This window comes from Mycobacterium sp. NGS45, assembly GCF_059812645.1.
Genome location: NZ_JCALDB010000012.1, coordinates 155,103 through 171,947, shown reverse-complemented (window position 1 = coordinate 171,947; position 16,845 = coordinate 155,103). Strand labels below are relative to the sequence as shown.

At 69.0% G+C, this 16,845-nt stretch carries 18 protein-coding genes; 6 read left to right on the top strand and 12 right to left on the bottom strand.

The window, feature by feature from the left end; translation table 11 throughout:
* Window positions 1-9 precede the first annotated feature (9 nt).
* From AC5Y3P_RS13460 to AC5Y3P_RS13425, 8 genes are all read right to left on the bottom strand, one after another.
* Entirely contained in the window at window positions 10-663 is a 654-nt protein-coding gene (locus tag AC5Y3P_RS13460) for a sensor domain-containing protein (RefSeq protein WP_500046395.1), read from the bottom strand.
* A 167-nt stretch (window positions 664-830) separates the two neighbouring features.
* Window positions 831-1,268: a hypothetical protein gene (locus AC5Y3P_RS13455; RefSeq protein ID WP_500046394.1), complete on the bottom strand. Its 438-nt coding sequence runs from the start codon at window positions 1,266-1,268 to the stop codon at window positions 831-833.
* 45 nt (window positions 1,269-1,313) lie between these two features.
* The gene (locus tag AC5Y3P_RS13450) at window positions 1,314-2,351 is read right to left on the bottom strand and encodes a CobW family GTP-binding protein (protein WP_500046393.1); all 1,038 of its coding nucleotides are present in this window, start codon (window positions 2,349-2,351) and stop codon (window positions 1,314-1,316) included.
* Complete coding sequence (locus tag AC5Y3P_RS13445; protein WP_500046392.1) at window positions 2,345-3,436, bottom strand: DUF4185 domain-containing protein; 1,092 nt, start codon at window positions 3,434-3,436, stop codon at window positions 2,345-2,347. The genes AC5Y3P_RS13450 and AC5Y3P_RS13445 overlap by 7 nt, the downstream gene beginning before the upstream one ends.
* Before the next feature lie 46 nt (window positions 3,437-3,482).
* Window positions 3,483-4,529: an aspartate-semialdehyde dehydrogenase gene (locus tag AC5Y3P_RS13440; RefSeq protein WP_500046391.1), complete on the bottom strand. Its 1,047-nt coding sequence runs from the start codon at window positions 4,527-4,529 to the stop codon at window positions 3,483-3,485.
* A gap of 109 nt (window positions 4,530-4,638) precedes the next feature.
* A complete protein-coding gene (locus AC5Y3P_RS13435) occupies window positions 4,639-5,904 on the bottom strand; it encodes an aspartate kinase (RefSeq protein ID WP_500046390.1) in 1,266 nt (421 codons plus the stop codon).
* Window positions 5,905-5,994: 90 nt separating this feature from the next.
* Window positions 5,995-6,981 (bottom strand): linear amide C-N hydrolase, encoded by a 987-nt coding sequence (locus tag AC5Y3P_RS13430; protein ID WP_500046389.1) that lies wholly within the window; start codon window positions 6,979-6,981, stop codon window positions 5,995-5,997.
* A gap of 27 nt (window positions 6,982-7,008) precedes the next feature.
* Window positions 7,009-7,464, bottom strand: coding sequence for a hypothetical protein (locus AC5Y3P_RS13425; protein ID WP_500046388.1), 456 nt, complete (start codon window positions 7,462-7,464; stop codon window positions 7,009-7,011).
* Window positions 7,465-7,654: 190 nt separating this feature from the next.
* On the opposite strand from AC5Y3P_RS13425, the gene AC5Y3P_RS13420 reads away from it, so the two are divergent.
* The 3 genes from AC5Y3P_RS13420 (at window position 7,655) to AC5Y3P_RS13410 (ending at window position 11,407) form a co-directional block, all read left to right on the top strand.
* Window positions 7,655-8,650 (top strand): lytic murein transglycosylase, encoded by a 996-nt coding sequence (locus AC5Y3P_RS13420; protein ID WP_500046387.1) that lies wholly within the window; start codon window positions 7,655-7,657, stop codon window positions 8,648-8,650.
* Window positions 8,651-9,132: 482 nt separating this feature from the next.
* Window positions 9,133-10,971 carry a 2-isopropylmalate synthase gene (leuA, locus tag AC5Y3P_RS13415; RefSeq protein ID WP_500046386.1) on the top strand — a complete coding sequence of 613 codons (1,839 nt, stop codon included), beginning with the start codon at window positions 9,133-9,135 and terminating at the stop codon, window positions 10,969-10,971.
* 49 nt (window positions 10,972-11,020) lie between these two features.
* On the top strand, window positions 11,021-11,407 hold the full coding sequence (locus tag AC5Y3P_RS13410) for an SHOCT domain-containing protein (protein WP_500046385.1): 387 nt from the start codon (window positions 11,021-11,023) through the stop codon (window positions 11,405-11,407).
* Window positions 11,408-11,477: 70 nt separating this feature from the next.
* Here the strand turns inward: AC5Y3P_RS13410 and AC5Y3P_RS13405 are convergent, their stop codons facing one another.
* On the bottom strand, window positions 11,478-12,467 hold the full coding sequence (locus AC5Y3P_RS13405) for a DEDDh family exonuclease (RefSeq protein WP_500046384.1): 990 nt from the start codon (window positions 12,465-12,467) through the stop codon (window positions 11,478-11,480).
* 130 nt (window positions 12,468-12,597) lie between these two features.
* Between AC5Y3P_RS13405 and AC5Y3P_RS13400 the strand changes: the two genes are divergently transcribed.
* Both AC5Y3P_RS13400 and AC5Y3P_RS13395 read left to right on the top strand, forming a co-directional pair.
* Window positions 12,598-13,821: a Mur ligase family protein gene (locus tag AC5Y3P_RS13400; RefSeq protein WP_500046383.1), complete on the top strand. Its 1,224-nt coding sequence runs from the start codon at window positions 12,598-12,600 to the stop codon at window positions 13,819-13,821.
* Window positions 13,818-14,525 carry a type 1 glutamine amidotransferase gene (locus AC5Y3P_RS13395; protein WP_500046382.1) on the top strand — a complete coding sequence of 236 codons (708 nt, stop codon included), beginning with the start codon at window positions 13,818-13,820 and terminating at the stop codon, window positions 14,523-14,525. The genes AC5Y3P_RS13400 and AC5Y3P_RS13395 overlap by 4 nt, the downstream gene beginning before the upstream one ends.
* 16 nt (window positions 14,526-14,541) lie before the next feature.
* On the opposite strand, the gene recR is transcribed toward AC5Y3P_RS13395, so the two are convergent.
* Both recR and AC5Y3P_RS13385 read right to left on the bottom strand, forming a co-directional pair.
* Window positions 14,542-15,153 (bottom strand): recombination mediator RecR, encoded by a 612-nt coding sequence (gene recR / locus AC5Y3P_RS13390; RefSeq protein ID WP_500046381.1) that lies wholly within the window; start codon window positions 15,151-15,153, stop codon window positions 14,542-14,544.
* Between the two features lie 9 nt (window positions 15,154-15,162).
* Entirely contained in the window at window positions 15,163-15,501 is a 339-nt protein-coding gene (locus AC5Y3P_RS13385; protein WP_500046380.1) for a YbaB/EbfC family nucleoid-associated protein, read from the bottom strand.
* Window positions 15,502-15,605: 104 nt separating this feature from the next.
* Between AC5Y3P_RS13385 and AC5Y3P_RS13380 the strand changes: the two genes are divergently transcribed.
* Window positions 15,606-16,343 (top strand): Rv3717 family N-acetylmuramoyl-L-alanine amidase, encoded by a 738-nt coding sequence (locus AC5Y3P_RS13380; protein WP_500046414.1) that lies wholly within the window; start codon window positions 15,606-15,608, stop codon window positions 16,341-16,343.
* 34 nt (window positions 16,344-16,377) lie between these two features.
* Here the strand turns inward: AC5Y3P_RS13380 and AC5Y3P_RS13375 are convergent, their stop codons facing one another.
* The gene (locus AC5Y3P_RS13375) at window positions 16,378-16,815 is read right to left on the bottom strand and encodes an SRPBCC family protein (RefSeq protein WP_500046379.1); all 438 of its coding nucleotides are present in this window, start codon (window positions 16,813-16,815) and stop codon (window positions 16,378-16,380) included.
* Window positions 16,816-16,845: the final 30 nt, after the last annotated feature.

Genomic DNA, 16,845 nt, shown 5'->3' with positions numbered 1-16,845 from the left:
GTCGTGCGGCTACTGCCCCAGGATGTTCTGCATCGCCCCGGCCAGCACGTTGACCGCCGGGCCACCGTTGCCGAACTGGCACACCTTGGCTTGCAGCAGCGCGTTCTCGCGCAGCCGGGTCTGGGTGAAGCAGCGCCGATCGGTGCCGGCCTCCTGTTTGACCCAGGACGCGTCGGCCGGCCCGGGTGCGCCGCCGCTGAACGACCACACCTCGACGCTGCCGTCGTCCAGACGCATGGTCGCGGTCTGACCGGCGCAACCGGCCGTGCGGTCCACCACGCGGTGGTAGGCGCGGTTGGCGGCGTCGGTGCTGGCGAACACCCCGACCGCCTGCTTGACCAGGTGGGTGTCATCGGTCGGGGAGGTCTGGGCCGCGGCGCCGTTGAACGACGCCAGGTCCGGGTCGTTGAACACCTCGGGTAGTCCGATGTCGGCCCAGTTGTTGCACACCGGGACGTCCACCGAATAGCCCTGGAACGGGAAGCCGAACCTGGTTTCGGCCGTGATGGGTGCGCCCACCACGTTGGCCACCGAACCCTTGGCCAGCACGGCGTAGTTCACCACTCCCGGATCCGACGGCTTGGCCGATGCCGGGGCCGCGCCGGTCAGCAGCCCGGCGGCGGCCAACACCGCCGCGCCGGTCAGGTGGACGACGGCTTTCATCGACGAATCCTCCTCCCGCCCGGACTCCCCGGCCGCACTGCCTCGGAGCCGTTGCGAATGTCCTCGGTGCGCTGTTCGCTGCCAGCTGCGAACCGGTTCCGATCATGCCAGCCGCCGAACCCGGCTCGCGGCACGTGTTCAGGATCCGCGAGCGGTGTTCGAACTGCTCAGGGCCGCGCGGGCGGGGTGGCCGGTGAGGTAGGCGAGGGCGACGGGCTCTCGGCGCCCCGGTTCGGTTCGGTGGGCCGCTGCGTCCTGGAATCGTCCCTGGAGTCGTCGTCTCGGGAGTCATCTCCGCGCCGGAAGGGTCCGCCCGGGTGCATCATCGGTCCGCCCCGCTCGAACTTCGAGCTGTCCCGATCGTGGTGGTGGCGGTGGTGCCCGTCGCCGCTGTGGCTGCCCAGCATGAATCCGGTGCAGAAGACCACTCCGACGATGAACAGCGTGCCGGCCACGATCGCCACCCAGGCCGCGACCTGGTAGAGCCGGTTGGGTTTGTTCTCGACCACGATCGGCCGGGCCGCGGCCGGTGCGGCCTCGGGAGCCGCGGACCCGATGGGCGCCGTGGCGTCGGCGGTGTCGGGCTGCTCAGGTGTTTCACTCATGTCGCCATCATCCACGTCGGCGCCAATATGGCAGGTGAGCCGCCGTTAGGAATTGGCTGTGAAGCGGTGCCAGCGGCGCAGGTCGGCCGCGGTCGCCGGTTCCGGGTCGGCGGCCAGGGCGTTCGTCAGCGCGGTGCGCACCGCGTCGGTGTCCAACCGGGTACCGATCGCCACCAGCGCATTGTCGGTCCCGCCCCGGCGCACCGGCGTGATGTGCACCGAGGTGCCGACCACGTGCACGACGTGGCTGCGCACCCCCGAGGTGTGCCGGATGCACACCGTGCCCTTGATCCGGTACACCCCGGCGGGTGGCTGCTCGAGCAGATCGAGTAGCGCGCCCGGCCGCGCCGGGCCGGAACTGGTGACGGTCACCGAATCGGCGTGCGTGTGCGGATGCGCGGCGTGCTCGTCGGCTTCGGCCTGGGCGAACAGTTCCCGGAAGGACAACTGCCCGGTCTCCTCGGCGACGTCGGCGACGTCGTAGAGCAGGGCCGGGTCGATCCGGCCACCGACTGCGCCCACCAGGTGGGCGCGCGGGTTGGCATCGCGCACCCGGGCCTCGATGCGGGCCAGGGTGGCCTCGCGGTCGGCGTCGGCGAGCTGGTCGAGTTTGTTGACCACGATCAGCGAAGCCGCCGCGTAGCGGGCCGGCGGGATGCCGTCGCGGTCGACGGTGTCGAAGTGGGTGGCCGCGTCGATCACGTCGACCACGCCGCCCGGGCGCACCCCGGGTATCCCGGAGAATCCGATCATGCGGGCCAACGCAACCGGCTCGGCCAGCCCGCTGGCCTCCACGATTATCGCGTCCAGCCGCAGCTTGGGGTCGGCCAGCTTGGCCAACGCCTCATCGAGTGCACCGTCGGTGGGCAGACAGCAGATGCAGCCGCCGGCGATCGAGGCCGGTTCATCGATCTGGCCGGTGATCAAGCCGGCATCCACATTGAGTTCACCGAAGTCGTTGATCACCACCCCGATCCGCGACCCCGAGGTGCGCAGCACGTGGTTGAGCAGGCTGGTCTTGCCGGCGCCGAGGTAGCCGGTCAGCGCGATGACCGGGACCTGCTGACCGGCACGCCTCACCATGGCTTCAGCGGGTTGACGGCGTACTGCAGGACCCGGTAGGGCGCCCGGTCCCGGGTCACGGTGTTCCACTGGCTGACGAACACCCGTACCTCGTCCAGGGTGGAGCCGGGTGCGATGTAACCGCCGTACGGTTGGGCCAGCGTGTTGTCGTCGGGGTCGGGCAGCGCGTCGACCTGCTCGGGCCAATCCCCGGCCCGCACCACGGTGGTCACCGGGGCGCCGCCCAGTTTGGTCGGGTCGTCGGCGACCCGGATCTCCATGTTGCCGGTGCTGGCGTTGAAGTAGGACAGCACGGTCTTGCCTTCGATCTGCCGAATACTCATCTCCCCCACCCGGTCCGGCCACAGCGGAGCCGCCGGTCCGGCCCAGCCGCCGGACTCCGACCAACCTTGCCAGGCCGCACGGTCGGTGAACTTCGCCGGCGGCACCCGGTACAGCGAAACCGGTGCACTGCGGTCGAAGTCATTGGCCACGATGTAGACCCAACCGGTCACCGAGTCCGACGTCGGGATCGGGTCGTAGTAACCGCTGATCTGGGTTTGCTTGCCGTCCAGGTAGTCGGCGTCCCGCACCGAACCGGCAACAGTCGGCCAACCTGCTTGCGCCACTTCGGCTTTGACCAACCGCGAGTTCTGCGGCAGCAAGCTCTTGGTGGTGGTGATCATCAGGTAGTTCTCCCGGTTGATCTCCACGATGCCGGCCGGCAGCTGCGAGGTGCCGGCCGGTCCGGGGTCGGCGAGCAACGGTTCGAACGCGCCGGTGACGCCGGTGTAGCGCACCCCGCCCGGCGAGTTCAGCGAGCTGCGGTCGACGTGCAGCGCGACCGGCGAATACCAGCCGCCGAAACCCACACCGGGACCGGCGAAGCTGTCACCGCACACCTGCAGCAGTTCGGTGGGGAATTCCAAGAACTCGCACAGGTCGGTGGCCCCGATACCGTAATCGGCGGTGTCCGTTCCGGTTCCGGCCACCGCGCCGATCCGGACCACCTGACCGGGGGCCAGCGGCGGCAGCCCGTTCTCCGGACTGGCCGACACCGGCGCGGCCAGCGCGCAGCCCAACAGCACCGCGAGGCCCAACGGCACCGCGTGCCACACCCGGCGACCCGGACGTCGACGTCGGCGCACCGGACTACAGCGCAGCGGCGAGCAATTCGGCAATCTGAATGGTGTTGAGCGCAGCGCCCTTTCGCAGGTTGTCACCCGAGACGAACAGGGCCAGACCGCGACCGTCCGGCACGCCCGGATCCTGGCGGATCCGGCCCACCAGGGAATCGTCGGCACCGGCGGCAGCCAACGGCGTCGGCACGTCCACCAACTTCACCCCGGGGGCGCCGGCCAGGATCTCACTGGCGCGCGCGGCCGAGATCGGTTGGGCGAACTCGGCGTTGATCGACAGCGAGTGCCCGGTGAACACCGGCACCCGCACGCAGGTGCCGGACACCGCCAGTTCCGGGATGCCCAGGATCTTGCGGCTCTCGTTGCGCAGCTTCTGGTCCTCGTCGGTCTCCCCGGAGTCGTCGTCGACCAGCGCGCCGGCCAACGGCACCACGTTGAACGCGATCGGCGCGACGTACTTGTTCGGCGCCGGGAAGTCCACTGCCGCACCGTCGTGCACCAGGCCTTCGGCGCTGTCGATCACGGCGCGGGCCTGAGCGGCCAGTTCCTCGACACCGGCCAATCCGCTGCCGGAGACCGCCTGATAACTCGACACGATCAGCCGGGTCAGCCCGGCTTCGTCGTGCAGCGGTTTGAGCACCGGCATGGCGGCCATCGTGGTGCAGTTCGGGTTGGCGATGATGCCCTTGGGCAGCGAACGGATCCGACCGGCCACATCCCGGTCGAAGTTGACCTCGCTGACCACCAGCGGAACGTCGGGGTCCTTGCGCCAGGCCGAGGAGTTGTCCACCACGACCGCTCCGGCTGCGGCGAACCGCGGGGCCTGCACCTTGGACATGGTGGCCCCGGCCGAGAACAGCGCGATGTCGATGCCCGCCGGGTCAGCGGTGGCGGCATCCTCGACCTCGATCTCCTGGCCCTTGAAGCTCAGCTTCTTGCCCGCCGAGCGCTCCGAGGCGAAGAACCGGACGTTGTTGGCCGGGAAGTCGCGCTGCTCGAGCAGCGTGCGCATCACCTGGCCGACCTGACCGGTGGCTCCCACTACTGCGATGTTGACCATTGCCGTTCCCGTCGTGTCTCGCTCTTTGGTTTCGTGCTCTGCTGGTTTCGTGCGCCCTGGTGTCGTGCTCTTTGGTGCCGTGCTCGGCGCTGGTCGGCCGGCGCGCCGATCAGCGTCCGGTGCCGCCGTAGACCACGGCTTCCTCGCCGCCGCCGAGGTCGAATGCCTGATGCAACGCGGCGACGGCCTTGTCCAATTCCGTGTCCTTGATCAGCACCGAGATCCGGATCTCCGAGGTGGAGATCAGGTCGATGTTGATGCCCGCCTCGGCCAGCGCCTCACAGAAGGTGGCGGTGACGCCGGGGTGGCTGCGCATACCGGCACCGATCAGCGAGACCTTGCCGATCAGGTCGTCGTAGAGCACCCGGGTGAAGCCGATCTCATCCTGCAGCGAGGTGAGCTTGGCCACCGCACCCGGCGCGCTCTCCCGCGAGCAGGTGAAGGTGATGTCGGTCTTGCCGTCTTCCACCTTCGAGATGTTCTGCAGCACCATGTCGATGTTCACGTCGGCGTCGGCGACGGCGCGGAACACCTTGGCGGCGTAGCCGGGCACGTCGGGCACGCCGGTCACCGTCACCTTCGCCTCGCTGCGGTCGTGGGCCACACCGGTGAGGATGGCGTCTTCCATGGGGATGTCCTCCATCGATCCTTTGACGAGGGTGCCGGGTTTGTCCGAGTACGACGACCGGACATGGATCGGCAGGTTGTAGCGCTTGGCATATTCCACGCAGCGCAGCATGAGCACCTTGGCGCCGGCCGCGGCCATCTCCAGCATCTCCTCGAAGGAGACGGTCTCCAGCCGTCGGGCGTCCGACACGATCCGCGGATCGGCGGTGTACACGCCGTCGACGTCGGTGTAGATCTCGCACACGTCGGCACCGAGCGCGGCAGCGACCGCAACCGCGGTGGTGTCCGAGCCGCCGCGGCCCAGCGTGGTGACGTCCTTGGTGTCCTGACTCACGCCCTGGAACCCGGCGACCAGCACGATCTGACCCTCGTCGAGGGCCGACCGGAGTCGTCCCGGCGTCACGTCCATGATCTTGGCGTTGCCGTGGGTGCCGGTGGTGATGACGCCGGCCTGCGAACCGGTGAACGACCGTGCATTGGCGCCCAGCGATTCGATGGCCATGGCCAGCAGCGCGTTGGAGATCCGCTCGCCGGCGGTCAGCAGCATGTCGAGCTCGCGCGCGGGCGGCGACGGGCACACCTGTTGAGCCAGGTCAAGCAGGTCATCGGTGGTGTCACCCATGGCGGAGGCCACCACGACGACGTCGTGGCCGGCCTTCTTGGTCTCGACGATCCGCTCGGCGACGCGCCGAATCCGTTCGGCGTCGGACACCGAGGATCCGCCGTATTTCTGCACGACGAGCGCCACTGTCTGCCCCTTCAGCTGGGATTGGATCCCAACCAGGATAAGGGAGCCGATGACGTGCTCGTCCCTCGGCGACTGGCGGCGTGGTCTGCGTTACGGCGTGCTGAGAAACTCGAACGGCGGCGTTGGCTCGAACTCGGCGCTGGTGTCGCCTGCATAGACGGTCTTTTCGCCGTCACCGAGGCTCAGCCGGCGTGTGGGTCCGCCCGCGCTGAAGTCCAACTTGCTCAACTCGACCCAGAACGTGCTGGGCGAGAGCGCCGATTCGAAGAAGTAGCGCAGGTCCTTGTGGTCGATGACGGTGCGCCACCGGGTCGAGGAGATGTTGGGTTCGTCGGCGGTGGCGATGCCGTAGGGCACCGAGGCGTTGCGCACCACGCTGAACACCACCGCGGCGGCTTCCAGCGGATCGTCGGTCTTGGGCACCGCGTTGACGTAGAACGCGGCCCGGACGAACCGGTCGGCGGCGCGGTTGGTGCCCGGCAGCATCACGGTGCCGCCGATCTGCTGCCAGTACTCGGTGATCGCCAACTGCTTGTCGAAGGTCGGCGAATTCGTCATCACCTGGTATTCGCGGCCGTGGTGGATGGTCTGCACACCGTCGATGTACTCCACGATCGCGCTGTCGCCGGACCCGTCCGACATCGCCAGGTGCAGCGTGGCCATCCGCTGCTGGCCGGGCACCTCGGCGGTGGTCACCCGCAGCGGCGTCGCGGTCAACGCGGACACCGCCTCGGCGACCGAGCCGAAGTTGTCCAGGACGTACTGGCCCCACAGCGCCAGCGAGATTGCGTTGCCGCCGCCGGCGTCGGCCGCCGGATACTGCGATTCGGCCAGCCACAGCAGGTTGACCGCCAAACCCTTCTCGTTGAGACCGTCGGTGGTGCAGATGTCGTAACCGGTGGCCACCACGCTGCCGTACTTGGCGGTCCACTCCACCGAGTCCGGTCCGGCCTGCCCGGTTCGGGCGATGCCGCGGGGCAGCGCCCACAGGTTGGTGTTGAGTTCGTACTTCCAGTCCATCGAGCGGCCGGTGACCACCCGCTCGCCGGAACCCAGATAGACCACCCTGGTGCACATGACGGCGACCTTAGCCGCGAATCCGGCTCAAGCGGGGCAAGCCGAATCGAGTGTCCGCAGCGAAGCCGTGATCTGGTCGTTGAGCAACGACATTTGGGCCAGCACCGGGGGTGGTGCGCTGCCGGTGTCGCCGGTCGGCACCGACGGCAGTTTCGCGGTGAACTGCCCGGCCAGGTCCGCCAACTGGATCGCCTCGGCCGCCAGGTCCGGGTTGTTGACCCGCTGCGCATGCTCGGCCAGACCGTCGGCCCACTGCTGGTAGAGCCAGATCGGCATGGCCTCTTCCTCGCCGAACTCCTGGATTCGTTCGGATTGGGATTTGTTGTAGTCCAGCAGCTCCCGCACGGGTTGGCAGTCCTCCCGGGAGTATTCGCGGAACCAGGTCTGGGACAACACCAGAGCGACGACCGCGACCACGGCCACCGCGATGGCCACCCACCAGCGTCGGTCCAGGTTGCGCAAATGGTCCATCAGGCCAGCCATGCCGCCATTGTCCGTCCCGCTCGCACCGGCCGGTCCGGTGGGGTGGTTGGGGCGCCGGCCACCGTGCGCGGGCGGCCCGGCGTGTCGGGGATTGGCTCCTCGGCGGTCCGGATGCCACGGTGGTCGTATGCGTCTCCGTGCCTGTCGAGCGGCCCGCGACGCGTCCGCGCGGCTCACTGTGATCGCGCGGATGGCGTTGGCAGGTGTGGTCGCCGTCGCGCCCGGCCTGGTCGGTCTGGTTCAGGAGACCCGCATCCGGCCGGTGGCCGCGGTGCTGCCGTTGCCCGCTCTCACCGACCTGCCCTGGGCGGCAGCGGCGCCTTCGGATCCGGCTGCCGCGGCACCCAGCACGACCGGGCCGCCGGCACCGCCGCAGGTCCGGGCACCCGGTGCGGTGCACATCCCGGCGATCGCGCTGGCGGCCTATCAGAACGCGGACGCCCTGATGGCGCAGCGCCAAGCCGGCTGCGGGGTGGGCTGGAACCTGCTCGCCGGGATCGGGTACGTCGAGTCCACGCACGCCTTCGGCGGGGCCGCCGACGAGCGCGGCAATCCGGTCCGGCCGATCTTCGGTCCCACGCTCGACGGTTCACTGCCGGGCAACGAGATCATCGTGGCCGGGCACTTCGGCGGCAGCACGCAGTACGCCCGCGCGTTGGGTCCCATGCAGTTCCTGCCCAGCACCTGGCTGCTGCACGGCGCCGACGGCGACGACGACGGACGGGCCGATCCGCACAACCTGTTCGATGCCGCGCTGGCCGCGGCCGGCTACCTGTGCAGCGGCGGCATGGACCTGCGCGATGACGCACAGCTGAGAACCGCGGTGCTGCGCTACAACCATTCGATGGCCTATGTCGCCAATGTGCTGGGTTGGGCGCAGGCCTACGCCACCGGGGTGGCTCCGGTGAATCTGCCGCCGCTGATCGCACCGGCCCGCCCGCGGGTCGTCGACGCCCCCGCCGCCCCGGCCTACGAGCCCGTCGAAACCGGCAGCGCCGCAGCGGAGAAGCCCGTGCGCCAGGCGGAGGTGCAGACCAGCGCGCCCACGCCCCAGCCGCGGACCTCGACCACCCGCTCCACCGGTCCGACCACCCGCTCCACCGGCCCGAGCGGTCCCCGGACTGAAACCCGCAGCAGCACGCCGAAAGTGAAGTTCGGCAACGGCCGCACGGGTGGGGCGCGCTGATGCCGAGCCGTCAAGGCCGAGGATTGCAGTCACCAGGTGACTGCAATCCTCGGCCTAACGCGTCCTGACTGCTTACTCGCTCCCGCAGCTGCAGTTGGCGCCGCAGGTACAGTTCTCGCACTTGCAGTTCGGGTTGTCGCAGCCGTTGCTCTGCACTGCCGCGGTCTCGTTGCTGGTCATGGCTGCCAGTCTGGCCGGTCGTCGGCGGCGGCGCTGCTGCCTTGAGTCACAAACCGCAACTACTTCGGTCACCAACCGGCCTCGACGTGGATTGGCGTCGCAGTTCCGGTGTCGGCGGGGCAGCCGGCCGCCGGTAGCGAACTCGTTTGGTCCAACCGCAGGCCAGGAGTACAGTATTTGCCGTGCAGCGGGTGCTCCTTCTCGGCGGCCGCGACGGGGTCTGATCCAGACTGGCTTCCCGTCGCGGGTTTTCGCGATGCGCCGGTCTGAAAATCCCACCAAGACCATCCGGAGCCACCATCATGAGCAGCACTTCAGACATCACCTCTCCCGACGCCTTTTCGTCGGTGCGCACCATCACCACGCCGTCCGGTCCGCCCAACCCGGGTCAGCCGTCCTGGAACACCCAACGCGGTTCGAGCATGCCGGTCCACCGCTACCGCAGCTTCGCCGAAGAGGTGCCGGGCGGCAGCCCGGCGTTCGGCGCGGCCGACGTTCCGTTCGACCGCACCTGGCCGGACATCGTGATCGACCGCGCCCCGATGTGGGGTGCGGTGGACCTGCGCGACGGCAACCAGGCCCTGATCGACCCGATGAGCCCCGAACGCAAGCGGCGGATGTTCGACCTGCTGGTCAGCATGGGCTACAAGGAGATCGAGGTCGGTTTCCCGTCGGCCTCGCAGACCGACTACGACTTCGTTCGCGAGATCATCGAACAGAACGCCATCCCCGACGACGTCACCATCCAGGTGCTGACCCAGTGCCGTCCGGAGCTGATCACCCGCACCTTCGAAGCCTGCGAGGGCGCGCCGCGGGTGATCGTGCACTTCTACAACTCCACCTCGATCCTGCAGCGCCGGGTGGTGTTCCGGGCCGAGCGCGATGAAGTGCAGCAGATCGCCACCGACGGCGCCCGGCTGTGCGTCGAGGAGGCCAAGCGCTATCCGGGCACCCGGTGGCGTTTCCAGTACTCCCCGGAGTCCTACACCGGCACCGAGCTGGAGTACGCCAAGCAGGTGTGCGATGCGGTGTCGGAGGTTATCGCGCCCACGCCCGACAACCCGATGATCGTCAACCTGCCGGCCACCGTCGAGATGGCCACCCCGAACGTGTACGCCGACTCGATCGAGTGGATGAGCCGCAACCTGGCCCGCCGGGATTCCATCATCTTGAGCCTGCATCCGCACAACGACCGCGGAACCGGTGTTGCCGCAGCCGAATTGGGCTTCCAAGCCGGCGCTGACCGGATCGAGGGCTGCCTGTTCGGCAACGGCGAGCGCACCGGCAACGTGTGTCTGGTGACGCTGGGGCTGAACCTGTTCAGCCGTGGCATCGATCCGCAGATCGACTTCTCGAACATCGACGAGATCCGGCGCACCGTGGAGTACTGCAACCAGCTGCCGGTACCCGAACGGCACCCGTACGGCGGGGACCTGGTTTACACCGCGTTCTCCGGCAGCCACCAGGACGCCATCAACAAGGGTCTGGACCAGATGAAGTTCGACGCCGACGCGGTCGACGCCGACGTCGACGACATCCTGTGGCAGGTGCCGTATCTGCCGATCGACCCCAAGGACGTCGGCCGCACCTACGAAGCCGTGATCCGGGTGAACTCGCAGTCCGGCAAGGGTGGGGTGGCCTACATCATGAAGGCCGACCACGGGCTGGTGCTGCCACGGCGGCTGCAGATCGAGTTCTCCCGCGCGATCCAACAGATCACCGACGGCGAAGGCGGCGAGGTCGCGCCCAAGGAGATGTGGGATGCGTTCTACGACGAGTACCTGGCCCCGGTCACGCCGCTGGAGCGGATCCGGCAGAAGGTGGACGCCGCCGAAGTCGACGGCGGCACCGATCGGGTCAGCGCGATCGTAAAGGTCGATGGCGTGGAGCAGGAGATCGTCGGCGCCGGCAACGGTCCGTTGGCGGCGTTCGTCGACGCGTTGGGCACCATCGGTTACGACATCAACGTGCTGGACTATTCCGAGCATGCGATGGCCTCCGGTGAGGAAGCCCAGGCAGCGGCCTACGTCGAGGCGTCGATCGGCGGCACCACGGTGTGGGGCGTGGGGATCGCCACCTCGATCACGACTGCGTCACTTCGGGCCGTCGTCTCCGCGGTCAACCGCGCTGCGCGTGCTTAACTGACGGCGACGTAGAGCACTACGTCACCGTCAACTTCGAGGAGCAGTCATGGACTGGGGCTCTACCTGGGACTTCCTTTGGCACTTCCTGATCATCTTCGCTTGGATCGCCTACCTGCTGGTGCTGTTCCAGATCCTGGGCGACCTGTTCTGGCGGGACCACCAGACCTCCGGCTGGGCCAAGGCCGTGTGGGTGATCTTCCTGATCCTGTTCCCGTGGCTGACCGCGGTGATATACCTGATCGCGCGCGGGCGCGGGATGGCCGAGCGGGCACATGCCGCCGCGGTGTCGGCCAAGCAGGAGACCGACGCCTACATCCGGGAGGCGGCCGGCCGGTCACCGGCGCAGGAGATCGCCGACGCCAAGGGGTTGTTGGATGCCGGTGCGATCACCCAGGCCGAGTTCGACACGCTGAAAGCCAAGGCGCTCAGCTAGTTTCACATCCCGAACGATTCGATCCGGCGGTCCCGACGGACCGCCGGATCGGCGTTTGGCGGCTGGTCGCTCAGAACAGCGCGAACTGCTCACCGGCCACGGTCGGGTCGACGAACTCCTCGATCCCGATGCCGCCCACCACATCCGGCACGCTGGCGATGAATTCGTGGTCCGCGACCACCGGCACGCCGAGTTCCTTGGCCAGATAACCCTTGCCGTGTTCGGGCCGCCGCTCATTGCAGATCACCAGCGAGGTGTCCGGGTCGACGGTGTCGCAATAGGCCAGACCGGCATGCAGGATCCGCTCGACGAGTTCGTCGTGGGTGCGGGTGCACTCCGCCGACAGCGCCACCCGCATGCCCTGCACCAGCGGCCGGCCGTGGACGTACCGGCCGGGATTCTGGTACGCGCACGGCATCCGTGAGGCCAACATCTTCAGCGGACGCAACTCGTCATGGGTGACCCGCCCATTGGGCCAGCGGCGCCGGGTCAGCGGCCGGATCGGCAGCCAGGTATCGCGGTCGCGGGCCCGTTCCAGCGCGGGCGTCAGAACCCGGGACAGCACCAACGCGTCGTCGAACGCGTCATGCGGGCGGGTTTGGGCCACTCCCCAGTGTCGGGCCACGGTCTCCAGCCGCAGGTTGTCCAACCCGAGGTCGAGGCGCCGCGCCAACTCGACGGTGCACATCGCGGTGTCGATCGGCAGTTCGACGCCGGCCAACTCGGCCTCGTGGGCCAAGAACGAATAGTCGAAGCCGACGTTGTGGGCGACCAGGGTGCGCCCGCGCAGCACCTCGATCAGGTCCCCGGCGATCTCGGCGAACGTGGGCTGGTCCTCCAGCATCTCGGCGGTCAGCCCGTGCACGTGGGTGGGCCCCGGGTCCACACCCGGATTCAGCAGGCTGGCCACCGACTGCTCCACCTGCCCGTCGGCGTCCAGAGCGAGCAGCGCGACGCTGATCACCCGGGCCTGCGGCGGGCTGAAACCCGAGGTCTCGACGTCGACGACGACCCAACCGGCACCGGGCTCCCCGGCCGGCCGTCCCCAACTGTGCGTCATAGCGTCAGGATGGCACGCGCGACCGACAAACCCGGTGGACCACCCCGCTGTGGAGAACCGTGTCGGCCGTCACGTTCGGCTGGGTTCGGCGCGGGGCGCGGAGGCCGCGGCACCGAACTACACTGCCCGGGTGATCACCGCCCGAGGACGTGTTGCGCTGGCCGCCGGTGCGGCGGCGCGCTGGGCTTCGCGGGTGACCGGACGCGGCGCCGGCGCCATGATCGGCGGCCTGGTGTCGATGACGTTGGACCGCTCCATCCTGGGCCAGCTCGGCCGGGGGCGACGCAGCCTGATCGTGACCGGGACCAACGGCAAATCGACCACCACGCGGATGGCCGCTGCCGCGCTGCAAACCGTCGGCGAGGTCGCCACCAACGCCGAGGGCGCCAACATGGACGCCGGGCTGATCGCGGCGCTGGCCGGGGCGCGGCAGGCCCCGCTGGCGGCGCTGGAAGTCGACGAGATGCACGTGCCGCACGTCGCCGACGCGATCGACCCGGCCGTGTTCGTGCTGCTGAACCTGTCCCGCGACCAGCTGGACCGGGTCGGCGAGATCAACCACATCGAACGCACGCTGCGCGCCGGGCTGGCCCGGCACCACGGCGCGGTGGTCGTGGCCAACTGCGACGACATCCTGATCACCTCGGCCGCCTACGACTGCCCGAACGTGGTGTGGGTGGCGGCCGGCGGCGGCTGGGCCGGTGATTCGGTGAGCTGCCCGCGCAGCGGCGAGGTGATCGTGCGGGACGGCACCGACTGGTTCTCCACCGGGACCGACTTCAAACGCCCCAGCCCGCACTGGTGGTTCGACGACGACACGCTCTACGGCCCGGACGGTGTGGCGCTGCCGATGACCCTCGCGCTGCCCGGTGCGGTCAACCGTGGCAACGCCGCGCAGGCGGTGGCGGCCGCGGTGGCGCTGGGCGCCGATCCGGCGCAGGCGGTGGCAGCCGCGGCCGGCGTCGACGAGGTGGCCGGCCGCTACCGCACGGTGCGGCACGGTCAGCACACCGTGCGGATCCTGCTGGCCAAGAACCCGGCCGGGTGGCAGGAAGCGCTGTCGATGGTCGACACCGGGGCCGGCAGCGTGGTCATCTCGGTCAACGGGCAGGTTCCCGACGGCGAGGACCTGTCCTGGCTGTGGGACGTGAACTTCGAACACTTCGTCACCCATCCGGTGGTCGCCGCCGGGGAACGCGGCACCGACCTGGCGGTGCGACTGGGCTACGCGGGGGTGCAGCACACCCTGGTGCACGACACCGTCGCCGCCATCGAGTCCTGCCCGCCCGGTCACGTCGAGGTGGTTGCCAACTACACCGCGTTCCTGCAACTGAACCGGCGGCTCGGGTCATGACCGTGCAGATCGGGCTGGTGCTGCCCGACGTGATGGGCACCTACGGCGACAGCGGCAACGCGGTGGTGCTGCGGCAGCGGCTGCGGCTGCGCGGCATCGACGCCGAGATCGTCGAGATCACGCTGGCCGACCCGGTGCCGGATTCATTGGACCTCTACACCCTCGGCGGCGCCGAGGACTACGCCCAGCGGTTGGCCACCAAGCATCTGCTGCGCCATCCGGGGCTGCAGCGCGCGGCCGGGCGGGGCGCACCGGTGCTGGCGATCTGCGCGGCCATCCAGGTGCTCGGACACTGGTATGAAACCTCGGCCGGTGAGCGGGTCGACGGCGTCGGGCTGCTGGATGTGACCACCTCCCCGCAGGCCGAGCGAACCATCGGCGAAGTGGCCGCCACCCCGGTCGTCGACGGGCTGACCCAGCCGCTGACCGGCTTCGAAAACCACCGGGGCGGAACGGTTCTGGGCCCGGACGCCAAGCCGCTGGCGCGGGTCACCAAGGGTGCGGGCAACCGGCTCGGCGACGGCTACGACGGGGCCGTGCAGGGCAGCGTGGTCGCGACCTACCTGCATGGCTGCTGCCTGGCGCGCAACCCGGAACTCGCCGATCACCTGTTGGCTCAGGTGGTCGGGCCGCTGGCGCCGCTGGAACTGCCCGAGGTCGAGCAGTTGCGCCGGGAACGGCTGGCCGCCCCACGCCGCGTCTAAGTCTTTCCCGCCAGGATCAGGCCATCGCGCGGCGGCCGGCCAGCGCCCGTCCCAGGGTCAGCTCGTCGGCGAACTCGAGGTCACCGCCCATCGGCAGACCCGAGGCGATCCGGCTCACGGTCAGCCCCGGGATGTCGCGAAGCATCCGCACCAGGTAGGTCGCGGTGGCTTCGCCCTCGGTGTTCGGGTCGGTGGCGATGATCACCTCGGCCACGTCGACGCCGTCGACCCGCTCCCCGATCCGGTTGAGCAGCTCGCGAATCCGCAACTGCTCGGGCCCGATCCCGGACAGCGGATCCAGCGCACCGCCGAGCACGTGGTACCGGCCACGGAACTCGCGGGTGCGCTCAACGGCCTGCACGTCCTTGGGTTCTTCGACGACGCACACCAGGGAGGCGTCGCGGCGCGGATCGTTGCAGATCCGGCAGCGCTCGTCGTCGGAGACGTTGCCGCACACCGCGCAGAACGTCACCCCGTCGCGCACCCGGTTGAGCGCGGCCACCAGTCGGTCGATGTCTGGCGGCTCCACGCTCAACAGGTGGAACGCGATGCGCTGCGCGCTCTTGGGTCCGATACCCGGCAGCTTGCCCAGCTCGTCGATCAGATCCTGGACGGGGCCTTCAAACACTCAGACGCCTCAGTAGCCGGGCATGCCCAGCGCCTGGCCCATCCCGCCGGCCAGCGGGCCGAGCCGGGACTGCGCCAAGGCGGTGACCTGGTTGGCGGCGTCGGCCAGCGCGCCGACGATCAGGTCCTGCAGGGTTTCGACGTCGTCGGGATCGACCACCTTCGGATCGATCGAGACCCCCACCACTTCCCCGCTGCCCTTGACGGTGACCTGCACCAGGCCGCCACCGGCTTGGCCGTGCACTTCGCTGCTGGCCAGGTTGGCCTGCGCCTCCATCAGCTTCTGCTGCATCTGCTGGGCTTGGGCCAGCAGCTGTGACATGTCGGGCATGCCTCCGTCGGGTTGCATGACAGTCCCCTTGCGTATTGGTCTCGACTTGGTTGCGCATCCACAATGTGCACGCTTCAGTCCTTCAACCCTAGCTGCGCTCACGCTACGGTGACGCCGTGCCCATACCAGCTTGCCTGCGTGTCGGCGCGCCTCTGTTCGCCGGCGCGCTGGTCGCCGCTTCCCTGCTGACCTCCCCGGCCGCCCCGGCCGCGCCCAACCTGTCCGGCAAGATCGTCTTCCTCGACCCCGGCCATCAGGCCAGCATGGAAGGGCTGGACCGGCAGGTTCCGACCGGCCGCGGCGGCACCAAGCCGTGCCAGGCCAGCGGTACCTCCACCGACGACGGCTACCCGGAGCACACCTTCACCTGGGAGACCACCCTGCTGGTGCGGCAGATTCTGCACAATCAGGGCATCCGCACGGCCATGACCCGCGGCGACGACACCGGGCCGGGACCGTGTGTGGACGAACGCGCGGCGATGGCCAACTCGGTGCAACCGAACGCGATCGTGTCGATCCACGCCGACGGCGGCCCGCCCTCCGGCCGCGGTTTCCACATCTTGTACTCCAGCCCGGCGCTCAACCAGGCGCAGTCCGGCCCGTCGATCGCGTTCGCCCAGACCATGCGGCAGCAACTGCTGGCCTCGGGCATCCCGGCGGCCAACTACATCGGTTCCGACGGTTTAGACCCGCGCTCGGACATCGCCGGGCTGAACCTGGCCCAGTACCCGTCGATCCTGGTCGAGTGCGGCAACATGAAGAACCCGGCCGACTCCGCGCTGATGAAGACTCCGCAGGGTCGGCAGAAGTACGCCCAGGCGATCGCCCGCGGCGTGCTGGCCTATCTGGGCTCGACGTAGTCGCTCGCCGAGCGGCTCGTCGACGGCGCCTGGCTCAGCCTTCGAGGTGGTTCTTGAGGTTGCCCAGCACCTCGTCCTGAATCTTGCGCAAGCCCAACGGCGCAAAGGTCTTCTCGAAGAAACCCTTGATCCCGCTGCCACCGGTCCAGCTGGTCTTGACCGTGACGGTCGCGCCGGTACCGGCCGGCGCCACCGTCCAGTTGGTGATCATCGAGGAGTTGGCGTCCTTCTCGATGACGGTCTTGCCGGCGATGTCGACCGAGTTCTGGACGTCGCGCACCCGCGATTTGGTGGCCTGCAGTTTCCACTTCACCACGGTGCCGGCGCCCACTCCGCCCTGCAGCACTTGGTATTCGCTGTAGTGGTCGGTCAGGATCTTGGGCCGGACTTCCTGGTAATTGGCGACCGCCGCGAGCACCGCGTCGGGCTCGGCATTGATCAGGACCGTGCTGGACGCGCTGACCTGTCCCATCAGGAAAGACTCCTCATTCTGTGCTGAAGG